This is a genomic window from Klebsiella sp. DY2415, from assembly GCF_026314315.1.
GTDB lineage: Bacteria > Pseudomonadota > Gammaproteobacteria > Enterobacterales > Enterobacteriaceae > Klebsiella > Klebsiella ornithinolytica.
Window position 1 is genome coordinate 1,452,060 of sequence record NZ_CP111115.1, and the last position, 16,160, is coordinate 1,468,219.

13 protein-coding genes and 2 tRNA genes are annotated in these 16,160 nt (G+C 53.5%); 7 read left to right on the forward strand and 8 right to left on the reverse strand.

What is annotated here, in order from left to right:
• Positions 1 to 2: 2 nt before the first annotated feature.
• The gene (locus tag OQV00_RS06910; protein ID WP_004865414.1) at positions 3 to 356 is read right to left on the reverse strand and encodes a YfeC-like transcriptional regulator; all 354 of its coding nucleotides are present in this window, start codon (positions 354 to 356) and stop codon (positions 3 to 5) included.
• 219 nt (positions 357 to 575) lie between these two features.
• Here OQV00_RS06910 and OQV00_RS06915 point away from each other — a divergent pair.
• The 3 genes from OQV00_RS06915 to OQV00_RS06925 all read left to right on the forward strand — a co-directional run bounded on the left by OQV00_RS06915 (position 576) and on the right by OQV00_RS06925 (position 3,159).
• Positions 576 to 651, forward strand: a tRNA-Ala gene (locus OQV00_RS06915).
• Between the two features lie 40 nt (positions 652 to 691).
• Positions 692 to 767: transfer RNA gene (locus OQV00_RS06920), tRNA-Ala, on the forward strand.
• Between the two features lie 211 nt (positions 768 to 978).
• Complete coding sequence (locus tag OQV00_RS06925; protein ID WP_069476541.1) at positions 979 to 3,159, forward strand: sensor domain-containing phosphodiesterase; 2,181 nt, start codon at positions 979 to 981, stop codon at positions 3,157 to 3,159.
• Between the two features lie 42 nt (positions 3,160 to 3,201).
• Here the strand turns inward: OQV00_RS06925 and OQV00_RS06930 are convergent, their stop codons facing one another.
• On the reverse strand, positions 3,202 to 4,404 hold the full coding sequence (locus OQV00_RS06930; RefSeq protein WP_004865408.1) for a NupC/NupG family nucleoside CNT transporter: 1,203 nt from the start codon (positions 4,402 to 4,404) through the stop codon (positions 3,202 to 3,204).
• Positions 4,405 to 4,750: 346 nt separating this feature from the next.
• Between OQV00_RS06930 and OQV00_RS06935 the strand changes: the two genes are divergently transcribed.
• Entirely contained in the window at positions 4,751 to 5,989 is a 1,239-nt protein-coding gene (locus OQV00_RS06935; RefSeq protein ID WP_004865403.1) for an Nramp family divalent metal transporter, read from the forward strand.
• A 49-nt stretch (positions 5,990 to 6,038) separates the two neighbouring features.
• On the opposite strand, the gene OQV00_RS06940 is transcribed toward OQV00_RS06935, so the two are convergent.
• Positions 6,039 to 6,389, reverse strand: coding sequence for a DUF2502 domain-containing protein (locus tag OQV00_RS06940; RefSeq protein WP_004865399.1), 351 nt, complete (start codon positions 6,387 to 6,389; stop codon positions 6,039 to 6,041).
• Positions 6,390 to 6,542: 153 nt separating this feature from the next.
• Positions 6,543 to 7,535, reverse strand: coding sequence for an L-glyceraldehyde 3-phosphate reductase (gene mgrA / locus OQV00_RS06945; RefSeq protein ID WP_048023293.1), 993 nt, complete (start codon positions 7,533 to 7,535; stop codon positions 6,543 to 6,545).
• Between the two features lie 177 nt (positions 7,536 to 7,712).
• Here mgrA and OQV00_RS06950 point away from each other — a divergent pair, with 177 nt between their 5' ends.
• Entirely contained in the window at positions 7,713 to 9,374 is a 1,662-nt protein-coding gene (locus tag OQV00_RS06950) for an alpha-keto acid decarboxylase family protein (RefSeq protein WP_004865393.1), read from the forward strand.
• On the opposite strand, the gene OQV00_RS06955 is transcribed toward OQV00_RS06950, so the two are convergent.
• A complete protein-coding gene (locus tag OQV00_RS06955; protein ID WP_004865391.1) occupies positions 9,371 to 10,606 on the reverse strand; it encodes an ion channel protein in 1,236 nt (411 codons plus the stop codon). The two genes, OQV00_RS06950 and OQV00_RS06955, sit on opposite strands and share 4 nt — an antisense overlap.
• Positions 10,607 to 10,870: 264 nt before the next feature.
• On the opposite strand from OQV00_RS06955, the gene glk reads away from it, so the two are divergent.
• Positions 10,871 to 11,836 carry a glucokinase gene (gene glk, locus OQV00_RS06960; protein ID WP_064356794.1) on the forward strand — a complete coding sequence of 322 codons (966 nt, stop codon included), beginning with the start codon at positions 10,871 to 10,873 and terminating at the stop codon, positions 11,834 to 11,836.
• A gap of 68 nt (positions 11,837 to 11,904) precedes the next feature.
• On the opposite strand, the gene OQV00_RS06965 is transcribed toward glk, so the two are convergent.
• Both OQV00_RS06965 and OQV00_RS06970 read right to left on the reverse strand, forming a co-directional pair.
• A complete protein-coding gene (locus OQV00_RS06965; protein WP_015583744.1) occupies positions 11,905 to 12,648 on the reverse strand; it encodes a LytR/AlgR family response regulator transcription factor in 744 nt (247 codons plus the stop codon).
• 11 nt (positions 12,649 to 12,659) lie between these two features.
• Entirely contained in the window at positions 12,660 to 14,357 is a 1,698-nt protein-coding gene (locus tag OQV00_RS06970) for a sensor histidine kinase (protein WP_015583745.1), read from the reverse strand.
• A gap of 381 nt (positions 14,358 to 14,738) precedes the next feature.
• Here OQV00_RS06970 and alaC point away from each other — a divergent pair, with 381 nt between their 5' ends.
• Positions 14,739 to 15,977: an alanine transaminase gene (gene alaC, locus OQV00_RS06975; protein ID WP_004865380.1), complete on the forward strand. Its 1,239-nt coding sequence runs from the start codon at positions 14,739 to 14,741 to the stop codon at positions 15,975 to 15,977.
• Between the two features lie 74 nt (positions 15,978 to 16,051).
• On the opposite strand, the gene ypdK is transcribed toward alaC, so the two are convergent.
• A complete protein-coding gene (gene ypdK / locus OQV00_RS06980) occupies positions 16,052 to 16,123 on the reverse strand; it encodes a membrane protein YpdK (protein WP_099130696.1) in 72 nt (23 codons plus the stop codon).
• Positions 16,124 to 16,160 lie beyond the last annotated feature (37 nt).

Below are 16,160 nucleotides of genomic sequence, written 5' to 3' on the forward strand. Positions count from 1 at the left end.
TATTACTGGTCACGAATATCCAGTCGCTGGAGCAACCCGCGAATACCTTCGCGCAACAGTAGCGACATCAGCTGTTTTTGTTCCCCGGGAGTCATCTCTTTACTGAGCGTCAGCAGCAAGGGTTCAAGGTCGTTTTCTGCCGGAGAATAAGAAGGGGAGGGTTCCGCCACGCGCTGTGCGCTGCGAATAAATTCTTTGACCTGCTCATTAACGTGTACGAGACGCGCTTTACCGCCCTGCACGCCGGGACGAGGTGATGTTTGCCATCCCTCCTTACGTACCCATTTATTGATCGTCTGCCGGCTGAACCCGGTAAGATGCGCAATTTCTTCAGGTGTCATTCGTTCCTTGAGCATACTATTTCCTGAGTAAAAATGTGGGAATTAGTTGCTCATGTTATAGCATCCTTTTACGCGAAAGAGTGACATGTTTAACGTCTACCTGCGATAAGGCTCGCAATGTCAGCGAGTTGCCTGCTTTTTCAGCGATCAAATTGCGAGGCTTCATTTTGCCGTTGACACCTGACGAAGGAATTCATATTATGCCGCCCGTCAACACGACACGTTTTACGGTTCGGGGCTATAGCTCAGCTGGGAGAGCGCTTGCATGGCATGCAAGAGGTCAGCGGTTCGATCCCGCTTAGCTCCACCAAACTCTGTTCCCATCAGGTTTGGTTCGTAAAACACTTTGTGGGGCTATAGCTCAGCTGGGAGAGCGCTTGCATGGCATGCAAGAGGTCAGCGGTTCGATCCCGCTTAGCTCCACCAAATTCAGAACCCTCGCTACGGCGGGGGTTTTTTTTTGCCATCGCGAATGTAAAGCACTTTCTGGTTAAGTCAGTAAACTTACAGCCATTAGAATTCTATGTAATTTAAGATTCTTCCTCAGGTTATTTTCTTGCCTGAATTTATTATCCCCTTTAGTATTTTATTTAATATAAAACAGCATTGCCCAGCGCCGGAGTTTTTATTAACAATAATGATTGATAACTTTAACATTAATATTAGAAAAACGTTACTTGCGTTGGTAGTTTGTTTAATTTCGATCCCAATAGCCAGATTTATTTCACCTCTGACTATTGTCGACGGGAATCAGGTTTTTCTCGCCTGGCTGCCATTAAGTATGATGTACGCTGTTATCTTTATTTTTGGCCGCTACGCAATCGCCCCATTAATTATTTCTTTTGCTATTACTAATCATATCATCCTTCCCCTGACGGTCTTACAGTCGGTGCTGCTGCTATTTTGCCAGCTATTCTCAGTGCTGGTGTCCTGCGCGATTGTCAGAATGCTGATTGGCAGAACCTGGCGCAGTGGGCTGACGGCAAAACATATGGGGACGCGGATTTTCTGGGGCGGTTTTTTTGCACCGATGTTAATGAAACTGACGATGTATCTGGTTGGTGTGTTTTTTTCATTTCCGCTGGCTATCTCTAGTTATTTCAAAGGGATGCCGGCTGTATATACCATTATTGATATACAAAGCCTGATCAGCGCTGCATTAATATTTACTACCTTCTTTTATTACCCAATGCGGATGATTATCAGTCCACGTTACGCTAAATTATTCTGGCGGCGTCATTGTCATCCGTGGTTTACCCGTGAGCGTCGGGCATTTACTCTGTACTGGTTTATGGCGCTGGCGACTATATTACTGGTGCTTTGCGCCCCCTATGAAGCTGACTATATTGCAGGCTATTTAGTCCCACTTATTTTCATTCTCTATTTTATCGGCATTAGCCGCCTGGGCCATGTATTAATTCGTATTTCCTGGTCCGTTTCGGCGTTTTTACTCGTTGCCTATAATCGAAATTTTCTGCAGGGTGTCCAGACTGAATACTCTCTGTCATTTGTGCTTTCCGTGCTGATCTCATTTACCATCTGTTTGTTTTATATGGTAGATATTTACGGTCAGAACGAACGGATTAAACTCAGATGGCGGGATCAGGCCCAGGAAGATCCATTAACCGGGCTCCCGAATCTGCGCGCGCTGGAATGCTATCTACGCCAGGATGCTGATTTCGTCATCAGCAGCTTACGGATCGCTAACCTGGATTTTCTCAGTCGTCATTACGGCATGATGATGCGGGTGCATTGCAAACAGCAAATTGCCAGCAAGCTACGGCCGCTGCTGGGGGAAAGGGATGAACTCTTCCAGCTGCCGGGGAGCGAGTTATTACTGGTTTTAGGCGGGCCAGAGCCTTCCGCGCGGCTGGGCCATATGGTGGCGATGCTGAATCACAAGAAGTTCAGCTGGCATAATCAAACGCTGGAGCTGGAATTCGGCGCGGCGTGGGCAAGACATCGCGGTATCGAAGAAGACCTGCATCCCATGCTGGGCCAACTGAGCTGGCTGTCAGAACAGGCGGGGAACGGACGGCAGGTGCTGGCGCTGGACGCCGCGCAAGAGCAGGTTTCTGACCAAACCAGCGAGCAGGTTCGGATGTTAACCCAGGTGAAGCGGGCGCTGAATGAACGCGATATTGAGCTGTATGCTCAGCCCATCCAGAATTCGGCGGGCGAGGGGTATCATGAAATCCTGACGCGGATGCGATGTGGCCAATTGATGATGACGCCGGACCAGTTTATTCCGCTGATTGTTCAGTTCAACCTGAGCCAGCGTTTTGACATGCTGGTGCTGGAGATGCTTTTCAGCACGCTGTATCAATATCCGGGACAACATTTTTCCGTTAATTTGCTGCCTTACACGTTGATGCAAAATGATAGCGCCGCGCAGATTATCGCCTTGTTTAAACGTTATCAGCTGTCGCCGGAGGCCATTACCATCGAGATTACCGAAGAGCAGGCGTTCAGCGATGCGGGAGGGAGTATGCATAACATTCAGCTGCTGCGCGATTTTGGCTGCGCTATCGCCATTGATGATTTTGGTACGGGCTATGCCAACTATGAACGCCTGAAGCGCCTGCAGGCGGATATCGTAAAGATTGACGGCTGCTTTGTTCGCGATCTCGAGAGCGAGCCGCTGGATGCGATTATGATTAAATCCATTATTGAAGTGGCGAAAGTTAAAAATATGACGGTGGTGGCGGAGTACGTCGAGACGGAAGAGCAAAAAGAGAAGCTGCTGGCATTAGGCGTCGACTATTTGCAGGGATATTTAATCGGCAGGCCGCGGCCGCTCAGTGAGCTGCAGACGTAAAAAAGCCGGGGCAAGCCCCGGCTTTTTTATTATCTTGTCAGCTTACAGAACCAGCGCGGCAATAGACGCCGAGAGCACGCTCACCAGAGTCGAGCCGTAAACCAGCTTCAGACCAAAGCGGGAAACCACGTTACCCTGTTCTTCGTTCAGACCTTTAATCGCCCCGGCAATAATCCCGATAGAGGAGAAGTTGGCGAAGGAGACCAGGAAGATAGAGATAATGCCTTCAGCGCGCGGAGAGAGCGTGCTGGCAATTTTCTGCAGATCCATCATCGCCACAAACTCGTTCGAAACCAGTTTGGTGGCCATAATACTGCCCACCTGCAGCGCTTCCCCTGCCGGTACGCCCATCACCCAGGCAACCGGATAGAAGATGTAGCCAAGGATCCCCTGGAAGGAGATGCTGTAGCCAAACCAGCCGGTAACGGTAGCGAACAGGGCGTTCAGCGCGGAGATCAAGGCGATGAAACCGATCAGCATGGCTGCAACGATAATGGCAACTTTAAAGCCTGCCAGAATGTATTCACCCAGCATTTCAAAGAAGCTCTGACCTTCATGCAGGTTGGACATCTGCAGGTTTTCTTCGCTTTCTTCGACGCGATACGGGTTAATCAGCGACAGGACAATAAAGGTACTGAACATGTTGAGCACCAGCGCAGCCACGACATATTTAGGCTGCAGCATCGTCATGTAGGCGCCGACGATAGACATGGAGACGGTCGACATCGCGGTCGCAGCCATGGTGTACATCCGGTTGCGCGACATTTTGCCCAGAATATCTTTATAGGCGATAAAGTTTTCTGACTGGCCCAGAATCAGGGAACTGACGGCGTTGAATGATTCCAGTTTGCCCATGCCGTTAATCTTGGACAGCACGGTACCAATGGCGCGAATGACGATAGGCAGGATACGAATATGCTGCAAAATCCCGATCAGCGCAGAGATAAAGACGATAGGGCAGAGAACTTTCAGGAAGAAGAAAGCCAGGCCTTTGTCATTCATATTGCCGAAAACAAAGTTTGTCCCTTCGTTTGCAAAGCCGAGAAGTTTTTCGAACATCTCGGAGAAGCCTTTCACAAAACCCAGACCGATATCAGAGTTCAGGAAGAACCATGCCAGCAAAACTTCAATGACAAGTAATTGAATAACATAACGAATACGAATTTGTTTACGGTTATGGCTGACCAGAAGGGCCAGTATAGCCACCACTACGATCGCGAGGATAAAATGCAAGACGCGGTCCATATTTGCTCCAAATATGAGGCAGGTTAAATTTCTGTGCACATTCTATGTAACAAGACCAAAGAAAACGAGATCAAATCCACACTATTGCAATGAACTGTGACTAATCACCAAATTAGTGATCAAACATACATTTTTGTTATGTAGCGTAAAGGTTTTAAAAGTTGCTTAGATTGTACTAATCTGTGATCTGGCGAGATGCAAATTCATCAATGCCACTTTTTTCGTTGTTAGCCGCTATCGTTCCCCCCTATCAAAGCAATAATGATCATCTTCCTAAATGAACTTGATAATCATTCGCATTTTGATAACATAAAACATAGCAAAGGCTATATTTCAGAGGCAGAAAATGACTAGCAGTCGCGTTGAGAATAGCAGCGGTCGCGCAGCGCGCAAGATGAAGCTCGCTTTGATGGGGCCTGCGTTCATTGCTGCCATTGGATATATCGATCCCGGCAACTTCGCCACCAATATTCAGGCGGGCGCCAGCTTCGGCTATCAGCTGCTGTGGGTAGTGGTATGGGCAAATCTGATGGCGATGCTGATTCAGGTGCTATCGGCAAAACTCGGGATTGCTACGGGTAAGAACCTGGCGGAACAGATTCGCGATCACTATCCGCGTCCGGTGGTGTGGTTTTACTGGGTGCAGGCGGAAATTATCGCCATGGCGACCGACCTCGCCGAATTTATTGGGGCAGCCATTGGCTTTAAGCTGATTCTTGGCGTGTCGTTACTGCAGGGCGCAATATTAACCGGGATTGCCACCTTCTTAATCCTGATGCTGCAGCGTCGCGGACAAAAGCCGCTGGAAAAAGCGATCGGTGGTTTACTGCTGTTTGTTGCTGCGGCCTACATTGTGGAACTGATTTTCTCGCAACCGGCGCTGGCGCCGCTGGCGAAAGGGATGATCGTCCCGAGTTTGCCGAACGGTGAAGCCGTGTTCCTTGCCGCCGGTGTGCTCGGCGCGACGATCATGCCACACGTCATCTATTTACACTCGTCGTTAACGCAGAATCTGCACGACGGTACGCGAAAAGAGCGTTATCACGCCACCCGCTGGGACGTTGCGATTGCGATGACCATTGCCGGGTTTGTCAACCTGGCGATGATGGCCACCGCCGCCGCCGCATTTCACTTTAACGGCCACACGGGGATTGCCGACCTGGATCAGGCCTATTTGACGCTGGAACCGCTGTTGAGCCACGCGGCCGCCACCATTTTTGGCCTCAGTCTGGTGGCCGCCGGGTTGTCATCGACGGTGGTGGGAACACTGGCAGGACAGGTCGTCATGCAGGGCTTTATTCGTTTCCATATTCCGCTGTGGTTTCGTCGTGCGGTAACGATGCTGCCTTCGTTTATTGTCATTATGATGGGACTGGACCCGACGAGAATTCTGGTGATGAGTCAGGTGCTGCTGAGCTTTGGCATCGCCCTGGCGCTGGTCCCGCTGCTGATTTTCACCAGTAATTCGCAGCTGATGGGCGATTTGGTCAATACCCTGTGGGTGAAACGGACGGGGTGGGTGATTGTCGGCGTTGTGGTGTTGCTTAATGGTTGGCTACTGGTCGGTACGATTTTCGGGCTGTAATCATGTCGATAGCCATGAAAAAGGGGAGCCATCTGGCTCCCCTTTTTGATTAATGATGGCCATGACCGTGGCCGCGACCGCCGCCTGGCCCACGTCCCCAGCCGCCGCGTCGGTCATCGCGGTCATTCCAGCCTTCGCGATAGCCACGTTCGTAGGCTTTACGTTTATCCCAGCCGCGATGCCAGCCGTTATCGTGATGACGCCAGCGGTTATCGCGCCATTCATAGTGACGACGCCAGTAATCACGGTCGCGCCAGCCGCCACCGTCCCAGTAGTTACCGTAATTATCACGATCGCCTATTTGTAATTTTACAGATGGCAGCAGGGTGATCTCTCCGGCATTTGCAACCAGTGGCGCTGTGGCCAAAAGCACCGCAGCCAGAATCAGTGACCTGAACATACTCTTCTCCTTCACGATCGGGGCCTGAGCGCCGGATGATATTGGCGCTCATTGGGCCTGTTAACGTGATAGTACGGGGCGGTAAAGCCCCGCAGCATTGGATGAACTCCTAAATCGCGGATAAGAGCACTTTTTGCTAAAGTAAAATTGAGTTTACGCCGCAAGGATAGCGTCAATTGCCGCACACTCTTCGGTGCCGAAATGGCGATTCGCCAGCATCCCCACGGCATCATCAAGCTGTGTGGTTTTGCTGGCGCCAATCAGTACTGAAGTCACTTTCTCTTCCCGTAAAACCCAGGCCAGAGCCATCTGTGAGAGCTTTTGCCCGCGGGCCGCGGCCAGCGCGTTCAGTTGACGAACCTTCTCGAGCTTCGCCTCGGTTAACTGCTCCGCTTGCAGGAAGCGGCTGCCGCTGGCGGCGCGAGAGTCTGCCGGAATACCCTGTAAATAGCGGTCGGTGAGTTGACCACCAGCCAGCGGTGAAAACGCGATGCTTCCCACCCCTTCAGCCTGCAGAAAATCAAGCAGTCCGTCCTCAACCCAGCGTTCGAGCATGGAATATTTAGGCTGATGAATCAGACACGGTGTCCCGAGGTCATTGAGGATGCGTACCGCTTCGGCAGCCTGCTCAAGCGGATAGTTGGAAAGCCCGACATACAGGGCCTTGCCCTGGCGCACGAGATGGTCCAGCGCACGCATCGTTTCCTGTAACGGTGTTTCGGGATCCGGGCGGTGATGATAGAAGATATCAACGTACTCCAGCCCCATCCGCTTCAGGCTTTGATCGAGACTGGCGACCAGGTATTTACGCGATCCCCAGTCGCCATAGGGGCCGTCCCACATGGTGTAACCGGCTTTACTGGAGATAATCAGTTCATCGCGCCAGGGTAAAAAGTCCTCCCGCAGGATGCGGCCGAAATTGCTTTCCGCCGAGCCCGGAGGCGGCCCGTAATTGTTGGCTAAATCAAAATGGGTTATGCCAAGATCAAAGGCATGTCGCAGCAGCTGACGGCTGGTTTCCACCCGCGTTTCGTCGCCAAAATTGTGCCAGAGGCCGAGTGAAATGGCCGGTAGCTTTAATCCGCTCCGGCCACAACGGCGGTATTCCATCGTTTGATATCGTGCCGCATTTGCCTGGTAAACCATACTTCCTCCGCAGATAGAACAGGTTGTGTATACGTTTACACTAAAGAATGTTCAGCGCGGAGTACACACTTCAAAGGCGTAAATTTTGCTTTCCACCCCGATTATTGACCGCTATCTGGACAGTTGGATCGCTTATTCAATACTCAGATCACCTGCAACGGGAAGAGGAGTATGGAGATGCAACCGACTTACACCATTGGCGATTATCTGCTGGATCGTCTCGTAGATTGCGGCATAGACCGCTTGTTTGGCGTACCTGGAGATTACAATTTACAATTCCTCGACCGCGTCATCGCGCACGAAGCGTTGGGATGGGTTGGCTGTGCGAATGAGCTGAATGCGGCCTATGCTGCCGACGGATATGCGCGCATTAAAGGCGCCGGGGCGCTGCTGACGACCTATGGCGTCGGCGAGCTGAGCGCCCTTAACGGCGTGGCCGGCAGCTATGCGGAACATATTCCGGTGCTACATATCGTCGGCGCGCCGGGCACCGGCGCCCAGCAGCGCGGAGAACTGCTGCACCATACGCTGGGAGATGGCGACTTCACGCACTTCGCGCGGATGAGCGAGCAGATCACCTGCACGCAGGCGACGTTGACGGCGGGGAATGCCTGCCACGAAATCGATCGCGTGCTGAGCGAGATGCTTACCCACCATCGCCCCGGTTATCTGATGTTACCTGCCGATGTGGCGAAAGCAAAAGCGACGCCGCCGGCTCGTCGTCTGGCGATCGAAGGGCCGCCTGCGGATGAGAATCAGCTGGCCGGGTTTCGTGAACATGCCGGGCAGATGCTGCGCAGCAGTCGGCAGGTATCATTGCTGGCGGATTTCCTTGCCCAGCGCTATGGCCTGCAGGATACGCTACGGATGTGGGTGGCGAAAACACCGATTGCCTGTGCCACGATGCTGATGGGAAAAGGGTTGTTTGATGAACAGCAGCCTGGTTTTGTCGGCACCTATAGCGGTATCGCCAGCGCGCCGCAAACGCGTGAGGCAATTGAAAACGCCGATACGATCATCTGCGTGGGTACCCGCTTCACCGACACCATCACTGCCGGATTTACCCAGCATTTACCCCTTGAACGCACGATTGAAATTCAGCCTTTTGCCGTCAGAGTGGGCGACCACTGGTTCAGCCGTATTCCGATGGATCAAGCCCTTAATGAGTTAATGATTCTGTCCGCCGGTCTGTCAGCAGAGTGGCGGTTGCCAGACTGCTCTGCGCCGGAGGTGGAAAGCGTGACGGGCGGTAGCCTTACGCAGGGAAGTTTCTGGAGTACCGTACAGGAGCAGCTGCGTCCCGGGGATATTATTCTTGCCGATCAGGGAACCGCGGCTTTCGGCGTTGCCGCGCTCAAGCTTCCCTCAGATGCCACCCTGCTGGTCCAGCCGCTGTGGGGATCGATAGGATTTACCTTACCGGCCGCCTACGGTGCCCAAACCGCAGCGCCGGGCAGGCGGGTTGTGCTGATAGTGGGCGATGGGGCAGCTCAGCTGACGATTCAGGAACTGGGGTCGATGCTACGCGATAAACAGAACCCGCTGATCCTGCTGCTTAATAACGAGGGGTATACGGTTGAACGAGCGATTCACGGTCCGGAGCAGCGTTACAACGATATTGCGCTGTGGGACTGGAACCGTTTGCCGGGAGCCTTCGCCCCCAATGTTCCTTCCCGATGCTGGCGCGTGACGCGGACGGAAGAGCTTGAAGAGGCGATGGCCGACAGTATTGGCTCCGATAAGCTGACGCTGGTGGAGGTTATGCTGCCCAAAATGGATATTCCTGACTTCCTGCGCGCGGTAACCCAGGCTCTGGAAGAGAGAAACAGCCGCGTCTAGTCGTTTCGTCGCCTGGCTATCATCATCGGCTTCCCGGCCAACAGCAGCCAGGCCGGGAGCATCACGATACACAGCAGCGGTAGCAGCGTCGTATCCGGTACGACGACCGCCGCCATAAACAGGCTGAGCCAGCCATCGCGGGTTACCACCAGAGTCATGCCCAGGATAGCGCAGGAGACCGTGATAGCGGCCGGAACGGCATCGACATGGGCGTGCAGCATAAAGCCGAGCGCCACGCCGACGAAGACCGCGGGGAATATTCGCCCGCCGCGAAAACCACTGGCGGCGGCGATCACCAGCGCCGCCAGCTTCACCAGCGCAATCAGTAAAAAGTCGCCGGCCGTCAGGGTCTGGCTTAAGGCGATTTGCTGCATCTCCTCCAGGCCTTTAAACAGCGTTATATGTCCGCCAGCAGCGCCGAGAATCCCCAGCAGCAGACCGCCGAGACCCAGCGTCAGCACCGGATTTTTCAGGCGGTTCATCAACGCATGTAGCCGCGGTAAGCACCAGACGGCCACCATGCCTACGGCAATGGCGATAAGCGTGACGATAGCGCCGCTTATGATATCAACGAAATGCATTTGCGGATAAACGGGGATGGGCAACGAGAAATGAGGATGGAAGAACAGATCCGTCGTCAGGGCGCCCGCCGCTGCCGCCAGCAGGGGGGCGAACAAGCGATCCCACAGCGGCACATCGTTACTGCTGTTGAGGGTTTGCGAAAAAATTAACGCGGCGGCCACCGGGGTGCCAAACAGCGCGCCGATCGTGCCGGAGGCGGCAAGAATGGTCCAGTCCAGCGAACTGACGCGGGGAAACAGACGAGAGCCGATTGCCACCGCAAGGGCGATATTCATTACCATTATGGGATGTTCCGGCCCAAGGCTGACGCCGCCCGCGAGACCTAATACGAGTGCTGCGACCAGACCCGGCAGCGCGCCGGTACTGATGGGCGCGCCAATTAATGATTCGGTGGCCGGGTCCGGCCCGGCATGTCCTGGGCTGAAACGGACCACCAGTCCCACGGCGATGCCGGTTAGCGTGAGTACGGCGATAGTCCACACCTGCCCGCTGGCCTCGATGCCTAAACTCAACGGCACGCTGGACCAGATAACATGCTGCAATATGGCCGCAATCTTCATCGTCACAATCAATACCAGGCTGGAAGCGATACCTATAATCACGGCGGGTATCGATAACAACAGCATCGTTCTGGCGCGCGGATGCAGCATGAAACATTTCCTTTTAAAGGTCGTGAAGCACGATTTTGCCCGTGCCTCTGAGGGGCGTCGATGCAAATGGTGCTGAAACGATAAACTGATGGCTATGCCTGACGATCCCGCAGTGCGTTGACAATCATTTTGCACAGATTACAACCTAAATGTGACATAGGTCGCTAAACTGTGGGCACTTATACGTTGGTCGTTGTTGTTAAGGCATCATGAATTTACAGTGTGCCAAAAGAATCATTTTGACTTTAGTGGAGCCGTAACGGAATGACAAAATTTGCTTTAGTAGGAGACGTCGGCGGAACCAATGCCCGACTGGCATTATGCGATATTGCAAGCGGGGATATTTCCCGGGCAAAAACCTATTCCGGGCTCGATTACCCCAGTCTTGAAGCCGTTGTCCGCGTCTATCTTGACGAGCAGGGCGTTGAGGCTGAAGACGGTTGCATCGCCATCGCCTGTCCGATCACCGGTGACTGGGTGGCAATGACCAACCATACGTGGGCCTTTTCCATCGCAGAGATGAAAAAGAACCTCGGGTTCTCACATCTGGAGATCATCAACGATTTTACTGCGGTATCGATGGCGATCCCGATGCTGAAAGCTGAGCATCTGATTCAGTTTGGCGGCACGACGCCGGTAGAGGGAAAACCTATCGCCGTCTACGGCGCAGGAACCGGCCTGGGCGTTGCGCATCTGGTGCATGTCGACAAACGCTGGGTGAGTCTGCCGGGGGAAGGGGGGCACGTTGATTTTGCGCCGAACAGCGAAGAAGAGGGGATTATCCTCGAAGAGCTGCGCGCTGAGCTGGGGCATGTGTCGGCCGAGCGTGTGTTATCCGGCCCGGGGCTGGTTAATCTGTATCGGGCGATAGTGAAATCAGACGGCCGCCTGCCGGAAAACCTCCAGCCGAAAGATGTGACCGAACGCGCGCTGGCTGACACCTGTATCGATTGCCGTCGTGCGCTGTCGCTGTTCTGCGTGATTATGGGACGCTTTGGCGGCAACCTGGCGCTGACGCTGGCCACCTTCGGCGGCGTGTATATTGCTGGCGGCATCGTCCCGCGCTTCCTGGAGTTCTTTAAAGCTTCCGGTTTCCGCGGCGGGTTTGAAGACAAGGGGCGCTTTAAAGCCTTCGTCCAGGATATTCCGGTCTACCTGATCGTGCACGATAATCCGGGCCTGCTGGGTTCCGGGGCGCATCTGCGCCAGACGCTCGGACAGATTCTCTAATCTTGTCATAGCCAGCCCGTTCCGGCGCAATCGTGCGCGGGCGGGCTACTCTCTTCGGCATACCCCTGCTACAGATGCATGAGCTGGCGAAATTCTTTGACCTTGCTGCGGCTGACCGGCACCTGAAACTCCAGATCGCGTAAGCGCAGAATATAGGTGTTGTTGAACCAGGGTTCAATCTCGCGAATTTTATTCAGGTTAACGCAGTATGAGCGGTGGCAGCGGAAGAAGTGTGCGGGCGGCAGCTTGCCGCAAAACTCCGTAATGTTCATTGGCATCACGAATGATTCCCGTCGGGTGTAGACAAAGGTCATTTTTTCGTGGGCTTCCGCATAGTAAATATCGTGAATACTGGTCACGATAATTCGCTCATCTTTAATGAGATTGATCGTGTCATTTTCCCGCTGCGGATTGGCAGCCGTCCCGGTCTGGCTGCCTGTCTGCTGCTGTAGTTGCCAGGCGCTGGCCAGTTTTTGCAGCATGTTAATGATGCGTGATTCCTGATACGGCTTCAGAATGTAGTCAAATGCTTCCAGTTCAAATGCCTCTACCGCATGCTCTTTCCACGCGGTGATAAACACAATAAACGGTTTATGCGCGAACTGGCTGATATTCTGCGCCAGCAGAACGCCGTCCAGAGAAGGGATGTTGATGTCGAGAAAAATGGCATCAACCTTGTTGTGCTGCAGGAACTTCAGCACGTCCAGCCCGTCGTCGAATGTCCCGACAATCTCCATCTGGCTGTGGGTGTTAATTAACCACGTGAGCTCCTGCTGCGCCGGGAACTCATCTTCAACTATGATGACTTTCATTTTTTCTCCGTTCATGGCAACAGAGACACCGGAGTGGTCTGGGAAGCAAGCTTGTTAGGCACGTAGAACGCAATTTCCGTTCCCGGATTCATGCGGCGGATATGGAGTCCTTCGCCATACAGCAATTTTACCCGATGGTGGACGTTGAGCAGGCCGATCTTATTACCCGGCATTTCATCCGCCTCTACCCGCGCGACCACGGCAGGATCGATACCATTCCCGGTATCGCGAACGCTAATCCGCACCCGATTACCACACTCGTTGATGCCGAGGGTGACGACGCCTTTGCCTTTGCACGGCTGGATCCCGTGGACAATGGCATTTTCCACCAGCGGCTGAATCAGCAGGCTCGGTATCACGCAGCTGACCTCATCGTCGATGTCGTAGATGACGGTCAGCTTGTCGCCGAAGCGCGCCTGTTCGATGGCAATATAATCCTTGATTTGGTACAGCTCTCTTTTGATATCAATCTGTTCGTCGTCTTTTAATTCAATGTTATAGCGTAAATAGCGCGACAAATTAAAAATGAGCTGACGGGCGGTATCCGGATTCATGCGGATCGAGGATGAAATCGCATTGAGGGCGTTAAAGAGAAAGTGCGGGTTGATTTTGCTCTGTAGGGCGCGCAGCTCGGCCTTGTTGGCCATTTCACGCAGCTGTTCTGCCCGCGAGACCTCCAGCTGAGTAGAGATAATTTGCGACAGGCCGACGGCCATCTCTTGCAGGGACGAGGTGATGCGGTGGGCATGGCAGTAATAAATTTTCAGCGTACCGGTCACCACGCCTTTCTCCCGTAGCGGAATGACCAGCATGGAGTGAATCTCCGGCGTTCTGTAGGCCTCATCATTGTTTTTAATAATGATTTTCCCACTCTCGATAGCCTGGCGCGTGGTGGGGCTGATGTCATTATCACTATCGTGATAGTTGCTTTCGCCAAACCCGACGTAGGCCAGAACCCGATCGGTAGTGGTGATGGCCACCGCGTCGGCATTGATATCGCGGCGAATAATGTCGCACACCTGGCGCAGGGATTCGCTGTTCACATGACGGAAGAGCGGCAGCGTTTTGTTGGCGATATCCAGCGCCAGTTTTGCCTGGCGCGCGGCGCTGGCCTCCTTTTCACCCTCGACGCTCTGGACCAGTAGCACGATAAAGCCGATACAGACGCTGCCGAGGATCATCGGGATGCCGATTTTGGAGACGATATCAATGCCCAGCGAAAACGACGGCGCCCAAAAGACCACGAGGATCATGGTTAAGGTTTCGCAGAGCATCCCGGCGAGAATCCCGATCTTCCAGCGCTGAGCTTTCGGCACTTTGCGATTAATCAGCCCTGACAACAAGCCGGCGACAATACTGGTGATAAAGCAGGGGATAGCGGTTACACCATCGATATCAATAAGATAGCGATGAACGCCGGCAATCACCCCAACGATAGCTCCGACCCAGGGGCCAAACAGAATTCCCCCGGACATCACCGCGATAATCCGCACGTTGACCAGAGAACCCTCTACCGGCACGCCAGACCAGGTACTGAACAGCGCAAACAGGGAAAAAATGGCGATAACCGCCAGCAGCTCTTTCGGCGTATGTGCAGATTTATGCAGTAGCTCGCGAAACAGGCGCAGACGGATAAGGAAAAAAAGGCAAATCAACATGAGTGCCGCGCGGTCAAAAACCGCCAGCAGCATTGTGAATATTTCGTGCATGGGTGCGCCGTGTCTATCGCGGGAAAGCAACATGATAAAAAACCTCGCGGCAGAAGGCCAGCCGAAGCGTCGAATAGGGAAAAGTCATACTAAAAAAAGGGGATTGATCGCCGGGCCGGTGTCAACCTGATGAGCGGAGGGTGAATGATAAAAACAGGTAAATTAATAGATATTAATATGTTGCATCTAATTTTCGTACCGGCTAAATCGAGGACCTCTGCCGCTGCATGCCATGATGCAGATGCCCGCTTTTTTCGCCGACGATTATTTTTTTCTCACCCCCTCGACAGCATCATTTTTTTCGGGTTATTTTCTAAGCTCGTCGCAAACGCGACAGCGTCGCTCGGACGGTCCGGGCGCTAACGTTACTCTGAGGAATCTATGACTGCATCCAGTCCTGAACGCCGTTTTACGCGTATCGATCGTCTGCCCCCTTACGTTTTTAATATTACTGCTGAACTGAAAATGGCTGCGCGTCGGCGCGGTGAAGATATTATCGATTTCAGCATGGGCAACCCGGACGGCGCGACGCCGCCGCATATCGTGGAAAAACTTTGCACCGTTGCCCAGCGGCCCGATACGCACGGCTACTCCACCTCCCGCGGTATTCCTCGCCTGCGCCGCGCCATTTCGCGCTGGTATCAGGATCGCTATAACGTTGAGATCGATCCGGAATCGGAAGCGATTGTTACAATTGGCTCAAAAGAGGGGCTGGCGCATCTGATGCTGGCGACGCTGGATCATGGCGACACGGTGCTGGTGCCCAATCCAAGCTACCCGATCCATATCTATGGCGCGGTTATTGCCGGGGCGCAGGTGCGTTCAGTGCCGCTGGTGGAAGGCGTTGATTTCTTCAATGAGCTGGAGCGGGCGATTCGTGAAAGCTACCCGAAACCGAAAATGATGATCCTCGGTTTCCCGTCCAATCCGACCGCGCAGTGCGTCGAACTGGAATTCTTTGAAAAAGTGGTCGCGCTGGCCAAGCGTTACGATGTGCTGGTGGTACACGATCTGGCCTATGCCGATATCGTTTATGATGGCTGGAAGGCCCCTTCGATTATGGAAGTCCCCGGCGCGCGCGATGTGGCCGTGGAGTTCTTTACCCTCTCCAAAAGCTACAACATGGCCGGCTGGCGTATCGGCTTCATGGTCGGTAATAAAACGCTGGTCAATGCCTTGGCGCGTATTAAAAGCTATCACGATTATGGCACCTTCACTCCATTGCAGGTCGCGGCAATTGCGGCCCTGGAAGGCGACCAGCAGTGCGTTCGCGATATCGCCGAGCAGTACAAGCGCCGTCGCGATGTGCTGGTTAAAGGGCTGCACGAAGCAGGCTGGATGGTCGAGTGTCCGAAGGCATCCATGTACGTTTGGGCGAAGATCCCCGAGCAGTATGCGGCGCTGGGCTCGCTGGAGTTTGCGAAAAAGCTGCTGCAGGACGCGAAAGTATGCGTTTCGCCGGGTATCGGCTTCGGTGATTACGGGGATACCCATGTGCGTTTTGCGCTTATCGAAAATCGCGATCGTATCCGCCAGGCCATTCGCGGGATCAAATCGATGTTTCGTGCCGACGGGCTGTTGCCAGCATCGGGCAAGTCAGCCGGCGAAAGCCTCGAATAACGGCGCGAAATAAAGAAACGCAGCAACAAAAAACGGGAGCCGCTGGCTCCCGTTTTTTTTGACTCTGGCTGTGCTTAAATCATCAGGGCAAAAGTACCGGCCCAAACGATGACCATAAAAGATACGCCCATAATAAAGTATTTCACGACTCATCACTCCGCGTTCTCGGCGAAACGCCTAAAT